The 25,818-nt window shown below is 56.7% G+C and carries 26 protein-coding genes and 1 tRNA gene; 8 read left to right on the top strand and 19 right to left on the bottom strand.

From position 1 onward, the window contains the following. Window positions 1-7: 7 nt before the first annotated feature. The 8 genes from GWA01_RS05865 to GWA01_RS05900 are packed head-to-tail and all read right to left on the bottom strand — an operon-like array spanning window position 8 to window position 7,826. Complete coding sequence (locus GWA01_RS05865) at window positions 8-802, bottom strand: MBL fold metallo-hydrolase (RefSeq protein ID WP_146794892.1); 795 nt, start codon at window positions 800-802, stop codon at window positions 8-10. Next, window positions 799-1,584 (bottom strand): TatD family hydrolase, encoded by a 786-nt coding sequence (locus tag GWA01_RS05870; protein WP_146794893.1) that lies wholly within the window; start codon window positions 1,582-1,584, stop codon window positions 799-801. Before GWA01_RS05870 ends, GWA01_RS05865 begins: the two co-directional genes overlap by 4 nt. Further along, window positions 1,581-3,116, bottom strand: a complete 1,536-nt coding sequence (gene metG, locus GWA01_RS05875; RefSeq protein ID WP_146795584.1) for a methionine--tRNA ligase — start codon at window positions 3,114-3,116, stop codon at window positions 1,581-1,583. The genes GWA01_RS05870 and metG overlap by 4 nt, the downstream gene beginning before the upstream one ends. 33 nt (window positions 3,117-3,149) lie before the next feature. Continuing rightward, on the bottom strand, window positions 3,150-4,073 hold the full coding sequence (locus tag GWA01_RS05880; protein ID WP_146794894.1) for a DNA polymerase III subunit delta': 924 nt from the start codon (window positions 4,071-4,073) through the stop codon (window positions 3,150-3,152). Continuing rightward, window positions 4,070-4,735 carry a dTMP kinase gene (gene tmk / locus GWA01_RS05885; RefSeq protein WP_146794895.1) on the bottom strand — a complete coding sequence of 222 codons (666 nt, stop codon included), beginning with the start codon at window positions 4,733-4,735 and terminating at the stop codon, window positions 4,070-4,072. Before tmk ends, GWA01_RS05880 begins: the two co-directional genes overlap by 4 nt. After that, on the bottom strand, window positions 4,719-6,002 hold the full coding sequence (locus GWA01_RS05890) for a D-alanyl-D-alanine carboxypeptidase family protein (protein ID WP_146794896.1): 1,284 nt from the start codon (window positions 6,000-6,002) through the stop codon (window positions 4,719-4,721). The genes tmk and GWA01_RS05890 overlap by 17 nt, the downstream gene beginning before the upstream one ends. Next, entirely contained in the window at window positions 5,999-6,883 is an 885-nt protein-coding gene (locus GWA01_RS05895) for a septal ring lytic transglycosylase RlpA family protein (RefSeq protein WP_244945711.1), read from the bottom strand. Before GWA01_RS05895 ends, GWA01_RS05890 begins: the two co-directional genes overlap by 4 nt. Next, on the bottom strand, window positions 6,843-7,826 hold the full coding sequence (locus GWA01_RS05900) for a lytic murein transglycosylase (RefSeq protein WP_146795586.1): 984 nt from the start codon (window positions 7,824-7,826) through the stop codon (window positions 6,843-6,845). The genes GWA01_RS05895 and GWA01_RS05900 overlap by 41 nt, the downstream gene beginning before the upstream one ends. 178 nt (window positions 7,827-8,004) lie before the next feature. Between GWA01_RS05900 and GWA01_RS05905 the strand changes: the two genes are divergently transcribed. Both GWA01_RS05905 and GWA01_RS05910 read left to right on the top strand, forming a co-directional pair. Beyond that, entirely contained in the window at window positions 8,005-8,571 is a 567-nt protein-coding gene (locus GWA01_RS05905; protein WP_146794897.1) for a DedA family protein, read from the top strand. A gap of 5 nt (window positions 8,572-8,576) precedes the next feature. Continuing rightward, complete coding sequence (locus GWA01_RS05910) at window positions 8,577-9,647, top strand: ATP-grasp domain-containing protein (RefSeq protein ID WP_146794898.1); 1,071 nt, start codon at window positions 8,577-8,579, stop codon at window positions 9,645-9,647. Between the two features lie 15 nt (window positions 9,648-9,662). Here the strand turns inward: GWA01_RS05910 and GWA01_RS05915 are convergent, their stop codons facing one another. Further along, window positions 9,663-10,127 (bottom strand): MlaD family protein, encoded by a 465-nt coding sequence (locus GWA01_RS05915; RefSeq protein ID WP_146795590.1) that lies wholly within the window; start codon window positions 10,125-10,127, stop codon window positions 9,663-9,665. A 133-nt stretch (window positions 10,128-10,260) separates the two neighbouring features. On the opposite strand from GWA01_RS05915, the gene GWA01_RS05920 reads away from it, so the two are divergent. Then, on the top strand, window positions 10,261-11,103 hold the full coding sequence (locus GWA01_RS05920; protein WP_146794899.1) for an undecaprenyl-diphosphate phosphatase: 843 nt from the start codon (window positions 10,261-10,263) through the stop codon (window positions 11,101-11,103). 41 nt (window positions 11,104-11,144) lie between these two features. Then, window positions 11,145-12,686, top strand: coding sequence for an amino acid permease (locus tag GWA01_RS05925; protein WP_146794900.1), 1,542 nt, complete (start codon window positions 11,145-11,147; stop codon window positions 12,684-12,686). Between the two features lie 3 nt (window positions 12,687-12,689). Here GWA01_RS05925 and GWA01_RS05930 read toward each other — a convergent pair whose 3' ends face one another. Together GWA01_RS05930 and GWA01_RS05935 are read right to left on the bottom strand one after the other, a co-directional pair. Further along, entirely contained in the window at window positions 12,690-13,217 is a 528-nt protein-coding gene (locus tag GWA01_RS05930; RefSeq protein WP_146794901.1) for a hypothetical protein, read from the bottom strand. Next, window positions 13,214-14,425 carry a mechanosensitive ion channel family protein gene (locus tag GWA01_RS05935; RefSeq protein WP_146794902.1) on the bottom strand — a complete coding sequence of 404 codons (1,212 nt, stop codon included), beginning with the start codon at window positions 14,423-14,425 and terminating at the stop codon, window positions 13,214-13,216. Before GWA01_RS05935 ends, GWA01_RS05930 begins: the two co-directional genes overlap by 4 nt. A gap of 174 nt (window positions 14,426-14,599) precedes the next feature. Here GWA01_RS05935 and GWA01_RS05940 point away from each other — a divergent pair. Together GWA01_RS05940 and GWA01_RS05945 are read left to right on the top strand one after the other, a co-directional pair. Beyond that, window positions 14,600-14,674 (top strand) — tRNA-Met (locus GWA01_RS05940). Between the two features lie 69 nt (window positions 14,675-14,743). After that, the gene (locus GWA01_RS05945; protein WP_146794903.1) at window positions 14,744-15,613 is read left to right on the top strand and encodes a glycosyltransferase family 2 protein; all 870 of its coding nucleotides are present in this window, start codon (window positions 14,744-14,746) and stop codon (window positions 15,611-15,613) included. A gap of 49 nt (window positions 15,614-15,662) precedes the next feature. Here the strand turns inward: GWA01_RS05945 and GWA01_RS05950 are convergent, their stop codons facing one another. Together GWA01_RS05950 and prmC are read right to left on the bottom strand one after the other, a co-directional pair. Further along, window positions 15,663-16,121, bottom strand: coding sequence for a DUF4167 domain-containing protein (locus GWA01_RS05950; RefSeq protein WP_146794904.1), 459 nt, complete (start codon window positions 16,119-16,121; stop codon window positions 15,663-15,665). Window positions 16,122-16,375: 254 nt separating this feature from the next. Then, window positions 16,376-17,233 carry a peptide chain release factor N(5)-glutamine methyltransferase gene (prmC, locus tag GWA01_RS05955; protein ID WP_146794906.1) on the bottom strand — a complete coding sequence of 286 codons (858 nt, stop codon included), beginning with the start codon at window positions 17,231-17,233 and terminating at the stop codon, window positions 16,376-16,378. Between the two features lie 30 nt (window positions 17,234-17,263). Here prmC and GWA01_RS05960 point away from each other — a divergent pair, with 30 nt between their 5' ends. After that, a complete protein-coding gene (locus GWA01_RS05960; RefSeq protein ID WP_146794908.1) occupies window positions 17,264-17,722 on the top strand; it encodes a hypothetical protein in 459 nt (152 codons plus the stop codon). A gap of 18 nt (window positions 17,723-17,740) precedes the next feature. Here the strand turns inward: GWA01_RS05960 and prfA are convergent, their stop codons facing one another. From prfA to GWA01_RS05990, 6 genes are all read right to left on the bottom strand, one after another. Next, entirely contained in the window at window positions 17,741-18,802 is a 1,062-nt protein-coding gene (prfA, locus tag GWA01_RS05965; protein ID WP_146794910.1) for a peptide chain release factor 1, read from the bottom strand. A 5-nt stretch (window positions 18,803-18,807) separates the two neighbouring features. Beyond that, a complete protein-coding gene (gene hisS, locus GWA01_RS05970) occupies window positions 18,808-20,049 on the bottom strand; it encodes a histidine--tRNA ligase (RefSeq protein ID WP_146794912.1) in 1,242 nt (413 codons plus the stop codon). Next, entirely contained in the window at window positions 20,049-21,191 is a 1,143-nt protein-coding gene (ispG, locus tag GWA01_RS05975; RefSeq protein WP_146794913.1) for a flavodoxin-dependent (E)-4-hydroxy-3-methylbut-2-enyl-diphosphate synthase, read from the bottom strand. Before ispG ends, hisS begins: the two co-directional genes overlap by 1 nt. Before the next feature lie 62 nt (window positions 21,192-21,253). After that, a complete protein-coding gene (locus GWA01_RS05980) occupies window positions 21,254-22,495 on the bottom strand; it encodes a helix-turn-helix domain-containing protein (RefSeq protein ID WP_146794915.1) in 1,242 nt (413 codons plus the stop codon). A 15-nt stretch (window positions 22,496-22,510) separates the two neighbouring features. After that, entirely contained in the window at window positions 22,511-23,542 is a 1,032-nt protein-coding gene (locus GWA01_RS05985) for an NAD(P)H-dependent flavin oxidoreductase (RefSeq protein ID WP_146795593.1), read from the bottom strand. A gap of 8 nt (window positions 23,543-23,550) precedes the next feature. Then, window positions 23,551-24,876 carry an aspartate kinase gene (locus tag GWA01_RS05990; protein ID WP_146794917.1) on the bottom strand — a complete coding sequence of 442 codons (1,326 nt, stop codon included), beginning with the start codon at window positions 24,874-24,876 and terminating at the stop codon, window positions 23,551-23,553. Between the two features lie 181 nt (window positions 24,877-25,057). On the opposite strand from GWA01_RS05990, the gene ubiG reads away from it, so the two are divergent. Beyond that, complete coding sequence (ubiG, locus tag GWA01_RS05995; protein WP_146794919.1) at window positions 25,058-25,813, top strand: bifunctional 2-polyprenyl-6-hydroxyphenol methylase/3-demethylubiquinol 3-O-methyltransferase UbiG; 756 nt, start codon at window positions 25,058-25,060, stop codon at window positions 25,811-25,813. The last annotated feature ends 5 nt before the right edge of the window (window positions 25,814-25,818 follow it).

Raw genomic sequence — 25,818 nt, forward strand, 5'->3', positions numbered from 1 at the left:
TTTTACTTTAAGCCAGATCTAAAGTCATTCCGTCATAAGCCGGCTCAACGTCGCTCGGAAGCATCCGACATAGCGTTCCGTAATCCATTTCTGCCCCCATATGAGTCAGAATTGTACGGCGCGCACCAATCAGGCTGCGCCACTCCAGAACACGATCAAGCCATGCGTGCGCTGGATGCGGATCGTACTGGAAGCAGTCCACCAGCCATGTATCGACACCCTGGAGAATTTCTATGGCTTCTTCGGGCATCGTGTCGACATCCGTGCAATACGCAAAGCTGCCAAAGCGCATCCCAAGAGACATGATACGACCATGATGCTGATCAAAGACCTGGCCGGACAGCGCACCGAACTCAATGAGTTGCCCTGATTCAACAAGATGCTCGTCAAATACAGGTCTATAGAACTCCGGCCCCCGCCAGGGCGCAAACGCATATGCGTATCGGAGGCGCAGTTCTTCGAGAACATCCTGAGTTGCAAGGAGCGGTAACGGTCGGCCAATTACGCGATTGATCGCCCTCAGTTCGTCCAGCCCGCCAATATGGTCTGAATGCGGGTGCGTGTAGAGAACTGCATCCACACGTCCGACACCACAATCCAGCATCTGGGTCCGGAAATCGGGCCCTGAATCCACCAGCAACCGAAAGCCGTCCTCGCCTTCGATGACAATGGACGAGCGTGTACGGCGGTTGCGCGGCTCTTTTGGGTCACACGCCCCCCAGATCCCGGTATACGTCCCCTCCTCGCCTCCGATCATCGGAACACCAGCTGAGCCTCCGCACCCAAGAACCGTAACTTTCACGGGCGCGTCCTTGTGAAAAGCCGATGAACGTTTGCTGTCGTCAGTTCCGCGATACGCTCTGGAGTAACACCGCGTTCCTGCGCAAGGCGCGCTGCGGTGTGAGCAACATAACTAGGAGTGTTAGGGCGTCCACGCTTTGGTACAGGCGCCAGAAATGGGCTGTCCGTCTCCACCAGTATCCTGTCTTCGGGTACTACACGGGCAACGGCTCTGATTTCCTCACATTTCGGAAACGTCAGAAGCCCTGAAAAGCTGATATAGCCACCGAGTTCGATAGCGGTCTCTGCGAGTTCAGGGCCCGATGCAAAGCAATGCAAAAGGAAGGGAAACGCGCCCTTCCCGTGCTCATCCCGGAGAATGGCAATAACGTCTTCATCCGCCTGGCGGGCATGAATGACCAGCGGAAGTCCTGTTTCACGCGCAGCAGAAATATGCGTGCGGAATGATGCCTGCTGCGCGGCCTTCACGTCTTCCGTACCATGGAAGTAATCAAGACCTGACTCACCAATCCCCACCACGCAAGGCGCTTCCGCCCGGGCAACAATCTCCGCCACGTCCGGGAGGCGCTCTTCATGAGCATGATCCGGATGCGTGCCAATAGCACACCATATCCGAAGCTCAGGCGTGTCATGCTGCGTAAGGCTGATCTGTGTCGAAGCCTCTGACCAGCGCGTTCCAATCGTGATCATTCCGCTCAGCCCACGCTCGCGGGCTGTCTGAAATGCCGCTGGGAGATCGTCCAGACGATCCAGGTGGCAGTGGCTGTCGATCAGTCCAGTCATTCGGTTTCCTCGACAAAACGCGGGAACAGACCCTCAGGCTTGGGTAGAACGCGGCCGCCCGGCAACGGAACTTCCAGCGCCGCGAAGCTGCGCTCCCCTTCCTCAACACCAAGCTGTGTGAGCATCTTGTCCATGGTAATGGGCATATAGGGCTGAAGCATTGTGGCGATTGTCCGAATCAGGTCCACCAAAACACGCAGGACATCCGCCATACGGTCCATGTTTGTCTTTTTCAGCGCCCAGGGTGCCTGACGGTCAATGTAGGAATTAGCTGCGCGCACAAGCTTCCAGGCTTCTTCAAGAGCTTCCGTGATTGCCTTGCGCTCGATCTGTTCGGCCATGATGGATGGCAGGATCTGGGCAAGTGCCAGGATGGACTGGTCATCTTCCGTAAGAACACCGCGCTCTGGCAGAACACCACCAAGATTTTTGGCAATCTGACTCAGGGAACGCTGTGCCAGATTACCCAGATCATTTGCCAGCTCCACGTTCATACGCGTGATCATCGAGCGACGGCTGAAATTGGAGTCACCGCCGAACGGGACTTCGCGCATCAGGAAAAAGCGCAGAGCATCGAGGCTGAATTCGTCTGCAAGGGCCTTGGGATCCAGCGCATTCCCAAGGGATTTGCTCATTTTCTCGCCCTCGACCGTCCACCAGCCATGAGCAAAAACGCATTTGGGCAATTCAATACCAGCCGCCATGAGGAATGCTGGCCAATACACACAATGGAAGCGTGCGATTTCCTTACCGACGATATGCAGATCTGCAGGCCAGAATTTCGCCCGTGGATCGCTCAGATCGGGATAGCCAACCGCGGTCAGATAGTTCGTAAGCGCATCGAACCAGACATACATGACATGATCGGGGTCATTGGGAACCGGAATACCCCATTTGAAGCTCGTGCGGCTGACCGAGAGGTCTCGCAGACCAGACTTCACAAAACTCTCGATCTCACGACGAGGGCCTGCTGGGCCGATAAAGTCCGGATTTTCTTCATACAGCTTCAGCAGACGGTCCTGAAAATCAGAAAGCCGGAAGAAATATGAAGGCTCCTTAACGCGCTCAACCGGGGCGCCGGAAGGTGCCACCTTTGTACCGTCGGGCTTCGTAACCAGTTCGTCTTCGCCGATAAACGCTTCATCACGCGTCGAATACCAGCCCTCATAGGCGCCAAGATAGATGTGGCCGTTTTCAGTCACCTTATTCCAAAGCGCCGTGGCGGCCTTTTTGTGGCGTTCGTCGGTTGTGCGAATGAAGTCATCGGTCGAAATGGCCATATCGCGCTGCATCTGCCGAAAATCTTCAGAGATTTTATCTGCATAGGCCTGTGTTTCGATACCTTGGGCCGCAGCAGTCTGCTCGACCTTCTGACCATGTTCGTCGGTTCCGCTGATGAAGAGGACATTCTCACCGTTAAGACGATGAAACCGTGCCAGCACATCCGCTGCGATCGAGGTGTAGGCGTGTCCGATATGCGGTGCGCCGTTCACATAGAAAATCGGGGTCGTGATGGTGAAACGCCGCGTCATATCGTCCATTCGTCTTCGCCGAAGTGAAGGCCATCACGCGTGGGCAGCGAGTTCCACTGCCTGTCGGATGGCCTGAGCCTTGTCCAGATTAAAACCCTCGGTCTGGCGCCTCAGCGTTTCCAGATCGGAACGCTGCTGCGCCGCCAGGGCTGCATGAGACAGATCGCCATGCCCGACATCCGAGCGCGCACGTTCTGCCAGTCCCTCGCCTAGCAAATCGCACAGCAATGCGAAACCTTCCGTCTCTCGTGCCACACGATCCACCAACGCCATCATATCAGCATCCAAGCGCTTTCCACGCAGGATTTCCGTCACAAATGACGCAATTGCCCCGTCTTTGTCCTGAGCAAGAAACATTGCCCGTCCCGGTGAGCCATGCGCACGGGCAAGAACATCATCCCTGACATCCGGCAGAACAAACCGCATCTCAGCATCAGATAGTGGCGATAATACCAATGGTCGGCATCTGCTGCGAATTGTTGGCAAAAGCGCGCCTGGAGAAGATGTCGTCAGAAAAATAATTGATCGTGGAGGTGGCTCTTCCAGAATTTTCAGGAGAGCATTGGCAGCAAAGCGATTCAGAAATTCCGCACCATCGACAATTACAACGCGCCAACCACCCTCAGTCGCCGTGTGACGCATAAACGCCTGCACCGGCCTCACATCGGCTGCTGTGATTTCACTACGAAGGCGCCCGCGTTTTTCGTCAACGGCGCGGGCAATTTCGAGTAGATCGCCATGTGTACCGGCAGTAACCCGACGCGCAGCAGGAGAATCCGGCGTCTCCGCTCCAAGCAACACACGGGCGAGATGAAACGCCAAAGTTGCTTTACCGATACCGGCCGGCCCTGCAATCAACCAGGCATGATGCAGGCGTCCAGACGAAAGCGCTTCACCAAAAACGCGCTCTGCCTGCTCATGGCCACGAAGATTAAAATTTTGCCTGGGGTCCTTCACGCGTCTCCTTGATCCGATACCTGTGCAATACGGTTCTGCACGATTTCAAGAATGGAGCGGCTTAAAGCATCGGGCGTCCGGGCTGCATTAAGGCGCATGACACGATCAGGATTTTTTTCCGCGATCGTGTCAAATCCATCCAAAACCCTACGGTGGAATGCTTCGGCCTGTCCCTCATAGCGATCAGTCCGTCCACCACGCGCATGAAGACGATCGAGTGCCTGATCCCGCGGGAGATCAAGCAGAAGCGTGAGCGCAGGCTCACAGGCGACGAGCGACCGAAGCCCGGCGATAAATGCCAATCGCTCCGCGTCCCCCATACCGATGCCATAGCCCTGATAGGCCAGCGTTGAATCGTGGAAACGATCACAGACCACTATTTTCCCCGCAGCCAGCGCAGGAACGATCAGATTGTCCAGATGATCGCAGCGGGCAGACATGTGCGCCATGATTTCCGAGCGCCATGAAAGGTCTGCCTCACCGAAAAGAAGCAGGTGCCTTATCTCTTCCGCGCCCGGCGTGCCACCAGGCTCGCGGGTCAGTACAACCTCATACCCTTCCTCGCGCAGTGCGTCCGCCAGCAGACGGGCCTGAGTGGACTTACCAGCCCCCTCGCCACCTTCCAGCGTCAGGAAAAGGCCACCTTTAACGTGCAGGGCCATGGCCAAGACGCGTCATGGCACGGGCCACAACTCCAAGCTTTGCAACAGATGCACCCGCCTGAAGCGGAACGCGGATATCAGCCATGTTAGGCGCAGAGATAACCAACGCACCACATTCCTGCCCGAGACGCACAGGCGCAATCACGGGTGATGCATAATCGACCGAGATATGAGAGCGCTGCTGCCACCCTGCCGGGAGCGTCATGACGATATCTGCACCTGCAACCAACGGAACTTCTTTCGACTCGCCCATCCAGACCGGAGCGTGATCGATAACCTGCCCCTTGCGGAAGAGGGTCGCATTATCAAAATTCGCAAAAGCCCAAGACATCAGGCGTTCGCCTTCATGCGCACGCTCGTTACTTGAAGAAGTCCCGTTGATGACGACGATGACGCGGTTACCGTTACGCTTGGAGCTGGCGCACAGACCATAACCACCAGCGTCCGTATGACCGGTCTTCAGGCCGTCAGCGAGCCCCTTGTCCACCAGAACGTTACGGTTACCCTGATGGATCTTGTTGTAGGTAAAATCGAGTTCACCGAAATAATGGTAATACTGCGGGAAATCGCGGATCAGATGGGACGCAACAGTCGCAACGTCGCGGGCAGTCATGTAGTGACCTTCCGCAGGCAGGCCGGTCACGTTCATAAAATGTGAGTTCTCAAGCCCGATCTTAGGGGCTTCCTCGTTCATCATGGCCACAAACCGCTCTTCCGAACCGGCAATACCTTCCGCCAGCACGATGCAGGCATCGTTACCTGATTGAATGAGCATTCCCTGCACAAGGTCTGAAACCAGAACGCTCTCGCCCAGCGGCACGAACATCTTGGAGCCCTGAGTACGCCAGGCCTTTTCGCTCACCGGCAGTGCCTGCTCCAGATGGATGCGGCCGGTAGCGAGCATGCCGAACACGATATAAGCAGTCATCATCTTCGTCAGCGACGAAGGCGCCATACGTACGTCAGATGCCTTGTCCAGCAGAACGGCGCCTGTGTCGTAATCAACGACATATGCCCAGCGGGCCACCGTATCAAACGGACCAAGCGGCGTGTTTGCCGGCCCACCAACAGGCGCCAAGGCGTCTGTTGCCGCAGCAGTCGCAGTGGCGGCCTTACTATGGGCTGCATGGTGGTGGGGCTTCGCCAGGGCCGCAAGCGGCCTGCCGAGAGATGCACAGGCAGCGAGCCCGGCCACACCACCGAAAAGAGAGCGTCTAGTCCGCACGTTGGTCCCCAGTCGTTTGGCCTGCATTTTGGAAGCCGTCATTCAACAATGATCCGCGCGCCATCTACCCCGCACGCACGGGTCTGGTCCAGTGCCGCATCGGCCTGAGCCACGTCGCCATAGGGGCCACTCCGAACTTTCCAGTCCAGCCCGGCGCCATCATAAGCCCTTACAACCTGTCCACCACAACGAAGCGCCACCTGCTGGGCAGCCGCATGACCCGAGAAAAGCCCTAGAAGAACGTAGAGCCCCGACGGACCACTCATGCTCTGCTGCCATGTGACAGGCAAAGCTGCGAGCGAAGCTGTTACTGTCTGAGCAGGGAGCGGAGAATTTCCGAAAATCTGCTTCGAGCCATCACTGAGCGACTCTGCCTGAACCTCGCCAACGGGTGCCTTCTGTACGTCCCCTGCGGGCGCACCATTGAGGGACTCCGCAAGCTGGTGGCTTGCAGCCTCGTCCTCGACAATCTCAACAGGTGTGTCTGACGTCATTCCCAGAAGGTCAGCGGCCTTTGGAGAAATCGCAATGATCCGCCCCGGACTATCCGGACCGCGGGCATTGAGCCTGATCGTTACGATACGCCCGTTCTGCAGATTACGAACAGTCACGATGGCAGGCAGCTGAAGGGTCTGATGAGCGCCTGTCATGCTGTTAGCTGACCATGCTTCTCCGTCCGCTGTCAGCCGGTCTGTCATACGCACTTCGCGCGTGGCGATGCCCGTCGCGCGATAGGTGAACTGTTCGTGCGGATAGAACCATCCGCGCGCTCCATGCCACGCATTTCCGAGCTGGTAGTGTGGATGCGCAGTTGCGGACGACGGAGTTTCGTCTCTGTGGCACGCCGCAAGAAGCGATACAGTCAGAAGCAGACAGCCGGAATTACGCAGAAACAATGCCAGTCCCCAGTAGGCCCACGCCAAGCGCGTAGTAATCCGACGGATTGTAGCGACGGATCACGTTGAAATTATGGTACGTCATAAATGCCTGCGTGCCCTCGCCATCAGGCCTCACAATGGCCCCCTTCACATCGGTCCGCGAGAAGCGCCCTCCATCCGTGCGCCGCACGCCCATCTCCATCCATTCACCCAACGTATGCGTTTTGGTGCGTCCGACTTCAGTTTGGGCGATGGGTTTGGTCAGGGAGATTTCCTGTCCCCAAGGTTCATTGCGGCGCCAGCCTGAGCGCCCGAGGTAGTTGGCAATGGATGCAAAGACATCGGCGTCAGATGTCCAGATATTGCGTTTGCCGTCTCCGTCCCCGTCTGCTGCGAACCGAAGATAAGCGCTGGGCATGAACTGTGCCTGACCCATCGCTCCCGCATAACTGCCCAGCATGGCTTCCGGCGCGATATCACCATCATTGAGGATCTGAAGTGCCTTGAGCAGTTCGCCGCGGAAATAAGTCGAGCGACGGCCATCAAAACCCAGTGTCGCAAGTGCGTCGATAATCGAGAATGTTCCTGTGTGAGCACCAAACCCCGATTCGAGCCCCCATATTCCCATGACCCCACGATCATCGCAGCCGAACCGGCTTGTGATAGGGCTCATCAGGGCCTTCTGTTCGCCATATGCCGCGCGACCTTTCTGGAAGCGCGACTCCGGCAGCACACGATCCCGGTACTGCGCCCAGGTCAGCGTAAATTCCGGCTGGTGGCGATCGAGCTTCAGAACCTTTTCGTTCGGACGGGAGGTCAGGGCGAGTGCGCGGGACACGATGCTGGACGAAAAACCCTGTGCCAGCGCCTGCGCGCGAACATTGGCCAGAAACTCCGAATAGTCCTGCGCCTGCGCGGGACGAACGCCATATGCAGCCAGAGCAGCGGCAGATGACAGGGAAGCAAGCAGGTGACGTCTGTGAAGCACGTTATGATTGGTCCCGACGCAGTTGAATGACATTCTCACGCTAGCAATCTCTACCATCCGCCACCAGCCATGGAGCCCGATCAATACGCTCCGGAATGCAAAGAAAAATCCGACAAGATTGTCGTGAGCGCGCTGACATGCGAAACCGACGCTCCATGCCCTCAGAAAACTTCCCGTCGTGATCGCCATAGGCCCTGCCCTGGCCACCCAGCCAACGTGGCTCAAGGCCGCCAGCATCGTTCTTGGCACCTTTATCCTCGAAGATGTTGCGACCGTTCTTTCCGGCGTTGCGGCACGCGCCGGCCAGGTAGACATGTTCCTGGCGCTTGGAGCGCTTTATTTCGGCGTAGCTGTTGGCGATATGGGTCTCTACTGGCTCGGTGCAGCCGGGGCACGGTGGCCATACCTCCGGCGTTTCCTGACGCTTCCAAAACGGGAACGAACGCAGGACTGGTTCACCAGAAACACGATCCGCATCGTTGCAATTTCACGTTTTGTTCCCGGTGCGCGCCTTCCCCTTTATACGGCATGTGGCTTTTTCCGCGCTCCCTTCCCGCGCTTTGCCGTCACAGCCGTTCTCGCTACGCTTGTCTGGACAACAATGCTTTTCCTGCTCGCCATGCGTATTGGCGGCTGGCTTCTGGCCCATCAGGGTGGCTGGCGCTGGGCAGGACTGGCCGGGTTCGTCCTTTGCATCGTTCTCATGGGCCGTCTTATCGCCCGCATTCAGACCGTGAGTCAGTAAGCCGCATGTCAGAGCACGCGCCCACCTCCGACCAGAACCCTCTTTCACTTTTCGAATTCTGGCCGAACTCAATTTTCTACACGCCCATCGTCCTCTACTGGATCGTTATGGGCCTGAAATACCGCGATTTCAGTATCCCCACCGCCGCGAACCCCCGCATCGAAACAGGTGGTCTGTGCGGCGAGAGCAAATCCTCCATTCTCGACATGGCGGGCCCAGTGGCTGAACAGGCCATTGCGCCCTATTCAGTTTTTCGCAGTGGGCCCGGCGCTTTCCAACGCGCGCTCGAGGCCATGGAACGGCGGGGACTTTCGTTTCCCGTTGTGGTCAAGCCTGACATCGGCTGCAACGGCACCGGCGTAAAACTCGTCCGTGACCGGGCGCATCTCGAAGAAATACTACCCCAGTTCCCAAATGACGTGGCGCTGCTGGTCCAGAAGCTGATCGAATATCCTGTGGAAGCTGGTGTGTTTTATATTCGCCACCCCGATGAGAAATGCGGTCGCATCACATCGATCACCTACAAGGAAGCCCCCGTCCTTCTGGGCGATGGCGCTTCCACGATCAAGGAACTCGTCATGCGCGATCCACGCATGGGCCAGGTTCCGCAAATCTATCTCCCGCGGTTGGCCGGGAAGGAAAACATCGTCCTCGCGGCTGGTGAGCAAATGCCTTTGGTATTTGCAGGCAATCACTGCAAAGGCTCCATCTTCCGCGACGGCCGCGCTGACGCCACGCCTGAACTCGTGAAGCGCCTTGATGCCATCATGAAAGACGTCCCCGATTTCCATTTCGGGCGCGTAGACATGAAGGTCAGTTCCATCGACGCCCTGAAACGCGGCGAAGACTTCCAGATCATTGAGATCAATGGGGTCGGTTCAGAAGCCACACATATCTGGGATCGCCGTACCACCCTGTGGGAAGCCTACCGCGCACAGTTCTCGCATTACCGCCAAACTTTCCTGATCGGTGCAGCAAACCGCGCGCGTGGCTGGAAACCGTCTGGCGCCTTCACGATGCTCTGGGCATGGCGCAAACAGCGCCGCCTGCTCGCGTCCTATCCGCTCAATGACTGAGCAGAACCAAACGCTTTACTGCCCGAGCTGACCGCCACCAAAGATATAATTGCTAACCTGCTGCTCAAGCGAAAGCTGATCACGCGTATCGGTAATCAGTCCGCCCGGCGAAAGAATTTTCGATCCATGGCCCGGAACAATCTGCAATGCATTGTCCGAGGTCATGCTGGGCGCCCCGATGCCCACAGCAGTGTCTTCGGGGAGATGCAGGTTCTGATCCACGGTAAAGGCGACATCAGCCATCTGTGTTTGTGGATTAAGTGTGATGGACTGCACCCGCCCCACCTGAACACCGCCGAGATCAACATCCGCCCCTGCACTCAGTCCGTTGGCGGAGTTGAAATGCGCGTGCATCGTCACGCCATGGGTCAACGGGCCACGCTCCAGAACACCTCCGTATAAAAGAAAACCGCCCGCCACGGCCAGAACAAGGCCGCTTGCCAGGATCGCTCCACCGCGACCACTCATTCCTGCCTGCATTGCGCGCCTCAAATTCTGCCGAAATTTCTGAAAGAACGTGCGAGTTAGTCTGCCCTTCACAACCGGGTCAAGGTTGCGCCCCAAGGCGGCTTGGGGCAAGGACTGTTCCTTTCAGCCCATGTTCGCAGGCACCATGACGCTCTTTCAGGCCATCATACTCGCTATCGTGCAGGGTATTACCGAACCCTTCCCCATCAGCAGCCTCGGCCACGCCGTCCTCATTCCAGCCGTACTGCACTGGAACCTGGATGAGCATTCGCCGCTCTTCCTGCCATTCCTCACCATGCTGCACGTGGGGACGCTCCTCGCCCTGACGGCAGTCTTCTGGCAGGACTGGCTGGCCATCTTTTCAGGAATTTTGGGGCGCTACGGCAGACACCGACAGCTCGAATCGGTACGTGTATTCCTCCTGCTTGTCGTGGCCACTATCCCGGCCGTCATCATGGGAGCCCTTTTCGAGCACGCCCTGCGCTCGGTATTTGGAAATCCCTTCGCCGTCGCGGGCTTCCTGATGCTCAACGGCCTTCTGCTGATCGCAACGGAATGGCTCCGCCGCCAACGCGGAAGATACCAGCACAAGCCGATCGCCGCCCTTCAGCTCAAAGACGCCTTCATCATCGGGATCTGGCAGTGCCTCGCACTTCTGCCGGGCCTTTCACGCTCAGGCGCCACAATGAATGGTGGTCTTCTCCGCGGGCTGGACCACGGAACTGCAGCCCGTTTCTCACTCCTCATGGCGCAGCCGATCGTTCTTGCAGCAACGGTGAAAGAGGCCTGGGAAATGAGACACATGACCATTTCCCATGAGGTCATGGTGCAGTCTGTCGCCGGAGCAGCCGTGGCAGGAGTTACTGCCCTGATCTGTTCTCTCGTGATGCTACGTTTCTTCCGCAACCATGATGGCTGGGCACTTACGCCCTTCGGGCTTTACTGCCTTCTGGCCGGGTTGCTGGCGGGCGTCGGAATCATTTTCTGAAAAACTTCACAGACGGCCACTTTCCCGGCACATTACGGATCATGCCAGAACCGATACAATCCAGCGCTCCGCCCGCTTCCCGAACCCCACGTCGCAAAACGCTGGAACAGGTCACCGCCGAGAATGCAAAAAGCGGACTCAAGCGGACTCTAACGGCCACACAGCTCATCCTTCTAGGGGTTGGCGCCACGATCGGGGCTGGCATTTACGTCATGACCGGCACGGCCGCGGCCGAATATGCAGGCCCTTCCGTGCTGATCTCATTCGTGATTGCAGCACTTGCCTGTCTGTTTACCGCCTTCTCGTATGGCGAACTGGCTTCGACTCTCCCTGTTTCAGGCTCCGCATATTCCTACGCATATATTTCCATGGGCGAGAAAGCGGCCTGGACCGTGGGATGGCTGCTGCTTCTCGAATATGGCATTTCGTGTTCTGCGGTTGCAGCCGGATTATCAGGGTACGCAAGCTCCTTGATGAGTGTGTTCGGCATTCATGTCCCATCGGCGCTCGCACATGCCACACTGCAGCCGGTTGCAGGATCGGGCGGGACAGCAATCAGTGGAGGATTCCGGGTCGACCTCATCGGATTCGTTGCTGTCATGGTCGTCACGGCTCTGCTGGTGCGTGGAGTGGAAGAATCAGCACGTGTGAATACTGTGATCGTCTTCCTGAAAGTGGGCGTCTTGTTCGTCTTCATCGCCATGGGCTTCCATGCGATCAGTCCCGCCAACTGGCACCCATTCATTCCTCCAAGCCAGGGCGGCTTCCATTATGGTGTCAAAGGCGTCTTCCGAGCCGCTTCCGTTATCTTCTTTGCCTATGTAGGCTTCGAGGCCGTTTCGACTGCGTCTTCAGAAGCACGCAATCCCACACGTGATATTCCAATCGGGATCATTGGCAGCCTGCTTATCTGTACGATCGTCTATATGGCGGTGGCATCGGTTCTTCTGGGCGTCGTACCTTACCAGAAGCTGGACGTTCCGGACCCACTCGCCATAGCGGTCAAGATCATCGGCACTCCGTGGCTCTCTCTGCTGGTCAATATCGGCGCAACAATCGGCCTATGCTCCGTTCTCATGGGCCTGATGTATGCCCAATCCCGCGTATTGCTAACCATCAGTCGCGACGGCCTGATCCCGAAATTTTTCGGCCGTGTTCACCCTCGGATGCAGACGCCCTGGATCGGCACAATCGTGCTTGGCATCATCGTGGCCCTCATCACAGCCACACTCCCCATCGACATCATCAGCGATCTCGTTTCGATCGGTACAGCCGCAGCTTTTGGAATCGTGTGCTTCACAGTGATCTGGCAGCGTAATACCCGCCCTGACATGGCCCGCCCGTTCAGCGTCCCCATGGGAGGCTTCCGGATCAAGGGCATATGGATCGGGATCGCACCGGTGCTCGGCATCTTGTTCTGCCTGCTGATGACGCTCCCGCTCGTCATCGACATGGTACACTCGGTTGCTGGAGGAAACCCCGTGCCGCTTGTTCTGCTGGTGGTTTACGTGTCCCTTGGCATCCTGACATACGTATTATACGGGCGCAGACACTCCCTTATGGCTCAGTCCGAGGACGTCTGATTTTCAGGGGGATGGGTGGCACCCTGCTCCAAGCAGGCCATCCCCTGCAAGGCGGTTGAAAAGTGTCCGTGCAAATCGCGCACCAAGATCCGCGCCGGGCTCATAGATGGCAGATAGTTTCTGCCGTCCTCGCCAGACAAACCGATGCTCTTTTACGGAAAACAGGGTGAGTTTGTACTCCCCATGAACATCAAACATCGTATTGTCCCGAGGGGCATTCACGGGCGCCATCATGAGCAACACATCGGGACGTACAATCTCAATTGTTTGCTGGAGGCGATCAATCTCGTCCCCATCTTCATGCCGCATGAGCGTGAGCGAAATTCCACATTGCGCGAAATCCTGTCGCATCGCCTGATCATAGCCTCCCCTGATCCAGCGCATATGAGACTGATCCGGGCTTCCATAAACGACGATCTGACGGATCGTCTCATGAAACCCATGATCGACCATCACCGTGTGGTTCTCCGAGCGTACACAGCCACTAAGGAGCATCACCACCGCACCCAAAGCCACATAACGTGCCCTCATAGCGAAGGACCAGCCGATGGGGGCGTTGGTGAACCCGGCCCCATGTAACTGCCTGGAGGAGGACGCTGGATCGGCGGTGAAATCATGTCCGCACTTGGCCACGCGTCCATCCCGGGAGCAGGCGGAACCATTGCAAAGCGGGTTCGCGGCAGAGCCTCAGGGCATTCCTCACGCATACGGGCAATAATTTTCTCACGGATATCACAACGCAGATCCCAGCTTTGCAGAGCATTGCGCGCACTCGCGATGATACGAATGGACATGACCTGCCCATTACAGTCCGCAACCTGCGCATCAAAAACTTTTCCGTCCCATAACGGGCAGGTCTTGATGATTTCACCCAACATTTCGCGGATTTTGTCCATGGGTGCTTCGTAATCCAGCCATAGAAACACCACACCGATGATCGCAGCAGAGTTGTGTGTCCAGTTCTCGAACTTGTTCTCCAGAAAATATGAGATGGGCACGATATAACGACGCCAGTCCCATACACGCAGCACAACATAGGTCGCGTTGATTTCCTCAACCCAGCACCAGTCGCCATTGATGATGATGAGATCTTCCATCCGGATCGGCTGGGTAATGGCGATCTGCACACCGGCAATCAGGTTCGTCAGAAGCCCTCTAGCGGACAGACCGACCACCAGCGAAGCCGCACCTGCGGACGCAAACAACGAAATTCCGTATTGCTTCACTGAGGGAAACAGCATCAGCGCAGACGCAACTGTGACAATGCCCACAAGAATTTCGATCAGGCGCCGAAGAACACGGATCTGGGTCTGATGCGTGCGGATCATGATGTCATCAGACTGTTCGCGCGTGGAAAGCTTGTTGAGATAAGCCTCCGTCATGATCCTGAAGACAATAATTGCGGAAAATCCGAATGTCAGGATCAACACGAACATCAGAAACAGCTTGATGTTCTCTTCGCTCTCAAACGAAAAACCTGTCGCTGCGGGAAGCGCGGCACGCATTGCGATCAGCATGACCATCGCCCGCGTAGGGCGTCTTAGCGCCGCAACTATCGTGCGAATCAATGCAGCACTGCGCGTACCCGGCATTCGAAGGGCAAGAGACGTTACGACGTTACCGCAATAAAACCCAAGAAACCCTACGACCGCGAGCATGAGAACGGACACGACTGGCGCCGGCAACCAGGTAAAGTACGAGCGGATGGCAAACAGCGTGCTGACAAAATGCTGCGTCACAGGGCAGAGCTCCAGATGGCGTGCAGGGAAAAAAGAACAGAACGTGACATAACAGATGCTCTCCCCAGACAAAATGTGACACGAAAAGATCGTATGTTCTGTCACACAACGTGTTGACAGACGCGCCGACCTCCCTTAAATCCCCGTTCCAACGCCGGGACATACTGGCGGGATGGCGGCGTAGCTCAGTGGTAGAGCAGGGGAATCATAATCCCTTGGTCGGCGGTTCAAATCCGTCCGCCGCTACCATCCACCCTTTTTCTAAAAAATTTTATCAGCCTCTGTGCCTTGGTTTAACCACGCCCTAGAGTGCGGGGCATGATCAAGAAGCCTTTGGCCATCGTCACGATGGTTTATAATGAGCCACAACACCTGACGGTTTGGAAAAGACATTATGGAAGTCAGGTTGGTGAACAAGCCTGCTATGTTCTTGACCATGGCTCAACAGATGGCTCCACCGAAAATCTTGGCGATATTAATCGGGTCCGAATACCCCGCTCTCCGCAGGACGACGAAAGACGTGCTCGCGCCATAGGTCAGTTCTGTGCAAGCCTGCTGGAATGGTATGATAGCGTCATTTACGTCGATGTTGATGAACTGCTCGTCGCAGACCCAGAACGCTTTCCTTCCCTGATTTCCTTCGCCCAGTCTTCTTTTCTGCCAGCCGTCACAGCAACCGGGTTTGATGTCATCCATCGCCTTGGAACAGAAATGGCGCTTGATTACTCACAGCTTATCTCACTCCAGAGACGCCATATCCGCTTCTCCAGCGCAATGTGCAAAACAGTCCTGATCCGACAGCCAGTAACATGGGCTCCAGGATTCCACTGCTGCACTGAGATCCTGCCAGACCCCTGCCCCAATCTTTTCCTCTTCCACCTGCGCTATGCGGATCTGGACAGCGGCCTGCAACGCCTTACACGTACCAGAGTGCAGCCCTGGTGTTCCGACACGGTGGGCCAGCACCAGCGCCTTGCTGATACCGACTGGAGCGACATGCTTTCCAGCATGTCCGGCCTTTCGGTGACGGAAGGAGAGTTGAACGAAAGCGACACTCGTTTCTGCGCGTACAGAAGAAGCGTTCAGAACAGTGTTTCAGAGCGCGTAAATGAACGCTACCGTCTGGATATTCACATAAACGGAGATGAACTCTACCATCTCCCGGAACGCTTTATAGGGCGCTTATAAAAAAGCCCTCTGCCGATTTCTCGAGAGGGCTTTTTTATAACCTGTAGGCTTATTCTGCGCCTGCTGGCTCGCTGTCCTGCTGGGAGTGGGCGTCGTAACTATCGTCCCCCCCCTCACGAGGCTGATCCCCCTCACGCGACTCACGATCTTCGCGGTGCTGCTCATAAGAACGCTGACGTTGCTGCTGACGCTCCATCCGCTCCTGCTGGCTCTGCTGAGCAGCCTGATTCATGGCATTCAGAATGCGAAAATAATGCTCGGCATGCTGAAAATAGGCTTCAGCAAGAATACGATCACCCGTGCCCGTTGCATCCCGCCCGAGCTGAAGATATTTTTCGAAAAGCTGCTGCGCCGTACCACGGATGCGGAGATCGGGACCGTTGCTATCAAATACATGGTTGCGGTTTAAAGGAGTCTGGCCACCGCTATTGCTGCCAGAGCTGCCACGCGACGATCCACCACCGTTTCCCGCACGATGATGCCGGCTTCTCATACGCTTCATATTCATCGACCCGTGATGCATTTTCCTGAGGACGGTCTTCCACTTCGCCCATACGAAGGGACCCAACCGTCGTTATCGAAAAGACGTCTTGTCTATCTCGGTGTGACCAGACGTTTTCCCGGTCGTTCCTGCCGTCACCGGTCTGTATGGACACAGGCAAAGGGAGGAAGATCGTCAGGGGAAATGAAAAACTCCTAGGAGCGCAGACATTCCCGGCTACGACTTCTGCGACACTATCAACTCTTTTCCATCAAGCCAATCTATTTTCCGCCCCCTTGGGCACTACGCAGCACAAGTGCCCTCGGAATCCCACCCAGATCCCTGTGTCGCAACACCTCCACGAGGCCGAACTCCAACCCGATAGCCGCGACATCATCGATCTGACCAATGCCCATTTCCAGAACGGCACATCCCTCCTTCGTAAGAAGATTTGGCAGAGCCGCACAGATCACACGATAAGCGTTCAACCCATCAGGACCGCCATCAAGCGCACGCGCAGGCTCATAAACTGCAACTTCGGGCATCAAAGCCGCGACATCCGCCGTTTCGATATACGGAGGATTGGACAGCACAACATCGAAACGACCGTTCAACGCGCTGTTCCAGGAGCCCGCAAAAAAACTGCTCCGGCCTGCAAAGCCATTGCGGTGAGCATTGCGGGCCGCCAGAGCTGCCGCTCCCGGCTCAAGATCAACCCCGAGACCAAAAGCCGCCTTATATTCGGAAAGAGCCGCAAGAAGCAGACACCCCGTCCCCGTCCCGAGATCCAGCACTGACGTCACACTGTTGCGATCTGGTTTCACCTCCAACAAAGCCTCGATCAGGGCTTCGCTATCTCCACGCGGAATTAATGTGTCCGCAGATACTTCCAGATCGAGCGTCCAGAATCCTGCTTCGCCTGTAATGAAAGCCATTGGCTCCCGCGCGACCCGGCGCGCGAGGGCTATTTCGAAACGGGCTTCAGCTTCATCATCCACAACATCCATTCCAAGAAGTTGAGAAAAGTCCCGACGGCTCGCCCAACCCAGAAGAAGTCTTGCCTCACGGCGTGGATCTTCGATACCTGCTGTATTCAGTGCCTGTGCTGCATTGCGCAGAAGAACATCTTTGCGGATCATCTTCTTTCGAAACCTGCTATGGTTGGGGTCATGAAGTCCAAACGCGCGCTCCTTTTCTCAAGTCTGCTCTTCAGCTGTGCCCTTCAGCCGGCACTTGCCCAGACCGAGGCACCCGGCACGTTCACTGTGACAGACGAACGCGCCCCAGAAGAAATTTCCGAGATTTCACGCCTCTACATTGACGGAAATCTTGTGGCGACTTTTCATCTCGGATTAAGCAAATCCCACGAGACCACAACAGTACCGCTTCCCGCGGGCCGTTTCGATGTTGATTATGCCCTGTGCGGAGAAATCACGATCGTTCACGACGGGCATCAGGAAACACACCGGGTGAGCAGTGAAGGTCAGCTTCACCATCCCGAAGGACACGCTCTGGATGCTGTCGGCAGCAACAACTTCACGGATTTTTTCCTCGTTGATTATAACGACGAAACCGTGGCAACGCACCGTCACGGCCGTGCAGCCGTCTGTGCTGCACCCAGCACATAACAACCGGCTTTTGGGGGCCTAGAAACCCTCGGCTGCCAGAAGCTCTGTCTGTTCTTCACGGGTCAGCGCGTCGATGATTTCATCGAATTCACCCCCCATAACACGCTCGATCTTGTGAAGCGTAAGATTGATCCGATGATCCGTCACACGCCCCTGCGGGAAATTGTAAGTCCGGATACGCTCTGAGCGATCACCCGTCCCCACCTGAGACTTCCGGTCTGCCGCACGCGAATTATGCGCTTCCATTCGTTGCGCTTCATAAAGACGCGCGCGCAGGATGGTCATGGCCTTGGCACGGTTCTTGTGCTGACTCCGCTCCTCCTGCATGGCAACAACAACACCAGTTGGTAGATGCGTGATACGCACCGCACTCTCGGTCTTGTTGACGTGCTGCCCACCTGCGCCAGAGGCACGATAAACGTCGATCCGCAGGTCGTCTTCATTGATCGTGACGTCAACTTCCTGCGCTTCCGGCAGAACCGCAACAGTAACCGTGGAGGTGTGAATTCGCCCCTGACTTTCAGTTGCGGGCACGCGCTGGACACGATGGACACCGGATTCATACTTCATCCGGGCGAAAACAGAACGACCGGAAATTGTTGCCATGCCGTCCTTCAGGCCCGCAACTTCACTTTCGGCATATTCCATGATTTCGAAACGCCATCCGTTCTGTTCCGAAAAGCGCCTGTATGCGTCAAAGAGTTCGGCCGCGAAAAGGCCAGCCTCATCTCCACCCGCCGCGGGACGAATTTCAAGAATTGCGCTTCGCTCGTCTGCTGCATCCTTGGGAAGCAACGCCAAACGAAGTTCATGCTCCAGAACAGGCAGGCGCTCGCTTATCTCCTGAAGTTCAAGTTGCGCAAGTTCACGCATTTCTGGGTCCAGAAGGAGCGCCTGAGCGCCCTCTTTCTGGACAGCAACTTCCTTCCACGCACGGATGGAAGCAACCACTGGCTCCAGTTCGGAATACTCACGCGAAAAACGCACGAACTCGTCCCCGGCAGCCTCTCCGGAAGACATGAGCGCCTGTAACTCATCGGAACGGGCAACGATCCGTTCGAGCCGGTCATCAAACTTCATAAAGATCAGCGCTCGCCCAAAGCCTGAACAAGCTCCGGAATTGCTACTTCACGCTGCTCTCGTGCAGAAAGATCACGCAACTGCACAACGCCCCGCGCAAGCTCGTCATCGCCCAGAACGACGGCGTGGGACGCGCCTGATTTAACTACACGCTCCATCCGCTTTTTGACATTCCCACGCGTCTCGATCTCGGCTCGAAAACCTGCAGCGCGCAGACTCTGCACAATCGGAGCTGCCTGAAGCAGTGCACTATCTCCCATCGGAACAACAGCAATCCCCGGAGGTAGCTCTGGAGGAGCATCAAGCAGAAGAGCAAGACGCTCAATGCCACCAGCCCACCCTATGGCTGGAATAGCAGGCCCACCCATCTGCTCGATCAGACCTTCATAACGCCCCCCGGCGAGCACAGTACCCTGCGCGCCAAGCTTCGTTGTAACGAACTCAAAAGCAGTGTGGCTATAATAGTCCAACCCGCGAACGATCCGTGGATTTTCTACGAATTTTACACCAAATGCCGTCAGGTAATGGCGGAGTTCATCCCAAAAACGACGTGAATCTTCGTTCAGAAAATTACCGAACTCTGGAGCAGCATCGAGCAGTCTACGATCCTGTTCGGACTTGCTATCCAGAATCCGCAAAGGATTGCTCTCCAGACGCGCACGACTTTCTTCCGATAGAGCTTCCGCATGGTCACGGAAATACGCAACCAATGCCTCGCGCCATGCCGCACGGCTCGCAAGATCGCCAAGCGTGTTCAGTTCAAGGACCACATCATCGCCAAGACCCAGAGCCTCAAGCACATTCTGTGCCATCGCAATGATTTCCGCATCCCGCAGCGGGCCTTCTGCACCAATCAGCTCTGCACCAATCTGATGGAACTGACGAAAACGCCCTTTTTGCGGGCGCTCATAACGGAACATCGGCCCCTGATAAAAAACCTTCTGGGGCAGTGTCTGTGTCAGGCCGTTGGTTACAAGCGCACGGCAGATCGCGGCAGTACCCTCAGGGCGCAGGGTGATGCTTTCACCGCCACGGTCCTCGAATGTGTACATTTCTTTGGACACAACATCAGAAGTTTCTCCCAGTGTCCGGGAGAAAACGCGCGTGTCCTCAAAAATGGGCGTGGCCCATTCCTCGAATCCGTAGGTGCCGGTCACCCGTGCAGCCGTCTCCACCACATGGCGATGACGGCGCATGGTATCAGCAATCAGATCATGAGTACCACGCGGGGGTTGAAGTCCTGCCATCAGCTTGCAGGGTCCATCTGCTTAGCCGTGGTCGCCTCGACCTCGCCTGCCTGAATGGCGGCAACCTTGTTTTCCACCAATTCAACAATGTGCTCGATCATGTCACGATCTGGCATTGTATGGTCCTGCTTGCCCGCAGAATAAACCATGTGACGTCCCTGCCCACCGCCGGTTACGCCGAGATCAGTCATCAGCGCTTCGCCTGGTCCATTCACCACGCAGCCAATGATTGAGAGTGTCAGCGGCGTCTTGATGTGCTGCAGACGATCCTCAAGAGTCTGGACCGTTTCAACAACGTTGAAGCCCTGACGAGCACAAGACGGGCAGGAAATGATCTTCACACCGCGATGACGTAGCCCCAGTGACTTGAGGATATCCCACCCCACAAGCACTTCTTCTTCCGGAACAGCCGAAAGCGAAACCCGCATGGTATCGCCCACACCCGCCCAAAGCAGATTACCCAAACCAATCGAAGACTTCACCGTACCCGCACGCTTGGAGCCAGCTTCCGTGATACCGATATGGAGCGGGTGGTCACAGCAATCTGCAAGCTGCTGGTAAGCCGCAACGGCCATGAAAACGTCAGAAGCCTTCACACTGATCTTGAATTCGTGGAAATCATGATCCTGAAGAATCTTGGCATGTTCGAGCGCACTCTCGACCAGCGCTTCCGGGTTAGGTTCGCCGTATTTTTCAAGAAGATGACGCTCAAGGGAGCCCGCATTCACGCCGATACGAATTGAACATCCATAATCACGTGCAGCGTTCACAACTTCACGCACGCGCTCCGGGCTACCGATATTGCCAGGATTGATACGCAGACATGCTGCACCAGCCTTGGCGGCTTCGATCGCGCGCTTATAGTGAAAATGAATATCGGCCACGATGGGCACATTCACTTCATGTACGATCTCTGCGAGTGCTGCAGTACTGGCTTCATCAGGGCAGGACACGCGCACGATGTCTACGCCAGCCAGTTCGGCACGACGGATCTGCTCGATCGTTGCCTGTGCGTCAGACGTGAGCGTGTTGGTCATCGTCTGCACCGAAATCGGCGCATCGCCACCGACCGCGACCTTGCCGACATGGATCTGGCGCGACTTACGGCGCTCGATGTGCTGATAGGGACGGTAGCTGCTCATGATGTACCTCTTCGTGCCCGTTGAAAGCGGGACATGGGGGTGACGGGCTGATGGGCCCCTGTTTAATGCGAAGGAGACGATTGATCCAGTTGCCGTGCATTCAGATCGTCTGCCGACACTTCTGGCTTTGGCAAAACTGGCGGCTTTACAGAAGGCCTTCGATGGAACGACGGCACTGTGACCGCCTGCTCTGAAGGCGGCGAACCATCCGGCGCCGGACCAGATGCCGGGTCTGACGCAAGCTGAGGCTGTGGCTGCACAGGCAGCGGAACGCCCGTTCCAAATGCGCCACTACGGATAGCGTCTGCCGTAACCGTGACATTCCGGCGAACAGCACCCTGCTTGCCCAAGGGCTCACTTGTGATGCCGCCCGCACTCAGAACGACGCCGCCCGCATTCCCGAATGACATGACATAAGGTGCACCAGACGCATCTCCCTGCCAGCTTTCGCCAGGATTGAGCGTCCGCCCGACGAGAACGTGGCCATCATGGTCTTTGATCTGCGTCCAGACGGAGGACAAAGCGCGGACAACCACGGCACCATCGGGGATAGAAGGCGGAACACCGGAAGCCGGAGCAGGCAACTCGCTTGGCGTGCTAGGATGATCCGTATCGGCCACGGCGGGAACGTCGGCGTGAGGCAGTGCCTGGGATTGCGGCACTTCAGGCTGAACAACGGTGGTGCCAGCCTGAGCCTGCACAGGCACGGCAGTGTTTGAAGAAACCGGCGGGGTATCTGCAGCCGGGTTTTGTACCGGAGCCACATCGTGCTGGGGAGCAGGTGCCCGCCCAGGCATCACTGAGGCCACCTGCGGAGAGGTAGTCGTGAGAGACGCAGCTCCGGACATCAACTCCGATACCGCAGGTACTTTGCGTTCAGCCGGCACATCATGTGCTGCAAACCGATACCAGCCTGCATACGCCGCCACGACCACAATCAGACCAGCACCGACCAGCAGTCCTACGGGGATGCTGCGATCATCTTCCGGCTGAGGAAATACGAGATCGGTCTTGCGGGTTGTCCCACCACGCGTCTCCCGGTTGAAACGCGCAACGAGTTCCTCTGCATCAAGCTGCATGGAGTGTGCATATGTCCGCAGAAACCCCACGGCGTAAGCAACCCCTGGAAGCGCTTTGACGTCATCAGCCTCCAGCGCGATCAGTAGCCTCGGGCGTATCCGAAGCCACTCCGCGACGGCATCGATCTGCCATCCCAGTTCCTCACGGCGCGCACGAAGGGTCTGCCCTACAGTGGGCTGATCCGGGCGGTAGGCTTTCGTGCGGTCGGAGGAAACTGGCGACATATGAACAATCCGTTGTCAGGCCGGAGTGTGGATGCGGGCTTCACGTCGTTCAAGAGCCTCAACAGCCTGATCGACGAGAGTGGAAATAATCTCCGCCACAGGGCGGATTTCCTTGACCATACCTACAGACTGGCCCGCCATGACAGAGCCATCATCGACATTGCCTTCAATGACTGCACGGCGCAGCGCACCAGCCCAGAAATGTTCGATCTCGAGCTGGGCTGCCTCCTTGTCAAGATCACCGTTCTGGAACTTCTGCAATGTTGCAGCCTGATGCTTGAGGAAGCGACGGCTTCCCTCATTTGACAGACCACGGACCGGAATGACGGGAAACTGCTCGTCAAGCTGCACGGATGTCACAGCATCACGTGCATTGGCGCGCATGAACGCCTTTTTGAAGTTTTCGTGAGCAATGCTCTCCGTGGAGGCCGCAAAGAGCGTCCCAAGCTGGGCACCGGCTGCACCCTGCTCAAGATAGGACAGGATCGCATCCCCGCGCCCGAGACCACCCGCCACAAAAACGGGAACATCACGGATGAAAGGCAGGATTTCCTGCGCGAGTACATTCAGCGACACTGGTCCGACATGACCACCTGCTTCTGAACCTTCGATGACAAGCGCTTCAATGCCCATTTTCACCAGACGCTTACCCAGCGCCAGTGCAGGCGCAAAACCGATAACGCGCGCACCGCCGTCCCGGATTTTACGGATCGTGGCGCCCGTCGGGACGCCACCTGCCAGCACGATGTGCGTGACATTATGCGCCAGACAAACATCCACCAGCGCATCGAGCTGAGGGTGCATCGTGATGAGATTGACGCCAAATGGGCACTGGGTCAGTGCCTGTGTGGCTACAATCTCCTCTTCCAGCCGCTCCGGGGACATCGCACCACACGCGATGACACCAAATCCGCCAGCATTGGAAATCGCAGAAACGAGATTGCGCTCGCTGACCCACGACATTGCACCGCCAAGGATCGCAACCTTGCTGCCCAGAAAATCGCAGCCAGGCTTCCACAACCGGTCAAGCGTTGCACGTGCGTCCATCGTATCGCTCACGAGCGCTGTTCCTCTTGGATATCGAGATTATAGGCCGTGTGCAGGGCGCGCATGGCCAGTTCTGTATATTCCGCATCAATAAGCACGGAAATCTTGATTTCGCTCGTGGAAATGACCTGAACGTTGATACCGCGCTCCGCAAGTGTGCGGAACATGGTGGCCGCCAATCCTGAGTTCGAACGCATACCGATGCCAACAACACTTATTTTGACAACATTATGCGACGTCTGGAGCTCGCCATACTGTACGTCCGCCCGTGCTTTCTCCAGCACAGCACATGCCGCAGCCTCATCGCCCTTGCTAACCGTAAACGTCATGTTCGTCATCTGATCTGCGCCAGTGCTCTGCACAATCATGTCCACGTTGATGTTCGCCACAGCAAGCGGACCAAAGATCGCCGCAGCAATACCCGGGCGGTCTGGAATCGCACGTACGGATATCTTCGCTTCGTCATGCGAGTTGGCGATACCCGCAACCAGTTCCTTCTCCACGATCTCGTCCTCATCCACTACAATCGTGCCGCTCTCGTCATTGGTATCGGAGAACGACGACAACACACGAACCCGTACATTTTCACGCATCGCAAGGCCGACGCTTCGCGTCTGCAAAACCTTGGCACCAACAGAGGCCAGTTCGAGCATTTCCTCATAGGTAATGCGATCCAGCCGCCGGGCACGTTTTACGATACGCGGGTCCGTCGTATAAATTCCATCGACATCGGTATAGATATCGCACTGATCCGCGTTGATCGAAGCAGCAATCGCCACCGCAGACGTATCGGATCCACCCCGCCCCAGCGTTGCAATCCGACCATCAGGGCCGACACCCTGAAACCCGGCAATAACAGGAATAACACCCTCGTCCAGACACGCGAGCAGCGTACTGCCATCGATACCCTCGATCGCTGCCTTGCCGTGAGCATCATCAGTTACGAGCGGGATCTGCCATCCCTGCCAGGAGCGTGCCTTCACACCCAGAGCCTGAAGCGCAATGGCCACCAGTCCACTCGTGACCTGCTCACCAGCAGCAACAACAGCATCGTATTCACGGGGATCCGCCAGAGGATCAAGGTCACGGCAGTAACCGACCATTCTGTTGGTAACACCCGCCATTGCAGATACGACCACGGCAACTCTTCGCCCGCGATCATGTTCAACCTTCACACGCTTAGCAACCGCGCGGATACGTTCCAGATCGCCTACAGACGTTCCACCAAATTTCATGACAATGGTTTTGCCGCCCGTTTTTCCTGCCATTATGGCTGCGGAAAGGCTCTCATGACCTCTGATCTGGTCGTGACCGGGTGTATCAGGCATGGACATCTCGGGCGGGGCTCCGGTACGTGTCTGGCGTTAATCGCTCAGGTCTGGCATCCGGCATGACACGGAATACAGACCAGGTCAGGGATGATGGGAACAGTCCCTGCCCGGTCCACATACTCGTCTCGTCCGTTCGCGTCCAGCCAAGGCGCAGTGCGCGGATGCAAAGCTAAGGAAAGTGTCCATGTCCCCGGAAAGCGCATCCACCACCTCTGAAGGCCACTCATCGGTCTCTGCAACAGAGATCGCCCATTTCAGTGCTCTGGCCAAAGACTGGTGGAATCCGAAGGGAGCCATGCGCCCGCTGCATGCCATGAACCCGCTCCGGACTGAATGGGTACAACGCCACACTCTCCCTCTCGCCCAGGCCAACCCGGGCCCACTCTCCCTCCTCGATATTGGTTGCGGTGCGGGTCTCGCGAGCGAGGCATATGCAAAGCTCGGATTTGAAACGCAGGGTATCGATGCGAGCGTAGAAGCCATTAGGGCCGCAAAAGCTCATCTTGAGCAGCACCCGCTACCCGTCGGGGCTGCCACACTTTCTTATCGCGCTGGCAGCGCGGAAGATCTGGTCAATGAGGGCGCCCGTTATGACGTCGTCAATGCATTGGAAGTGATTGAACACGTTAACGACCCACAGGCATTTCTGAAGATGCTGGCCGAACTGACAAGGCCCGGCGGAATGGTCGCCGTTTCTACAATGAACCGGACACCCCGCTCCTTCGTCATGGCCAAGCTAGGTGCGGAATACATCTTGAGAATGCTTCCCGTCGGCACACATGACTGGAAAAAATTCATCAAGCCAGCCGAACTCGCCCAGATGGGCAGAAACGCTGGGCTGCGCATGACGGACATCGCAGGAATGAGCTTCATTCCGCCGAAATGGCGCGAAACACGCGACACCGGCATCAACTATATCGCGATCTTCACCCGCGATTAAGGACT

Origin of the sequence: Gluconobacter wancherniae NBRC 103581, from assembly GCF_007988885.1 — a bacterium.
GTDB lineage: Bacteria > Pseudomonadota > Alphaproteobacteria > Acetobacterales > Acetobacteraceae > Gluconobacter > Gluconobacter wancherniae.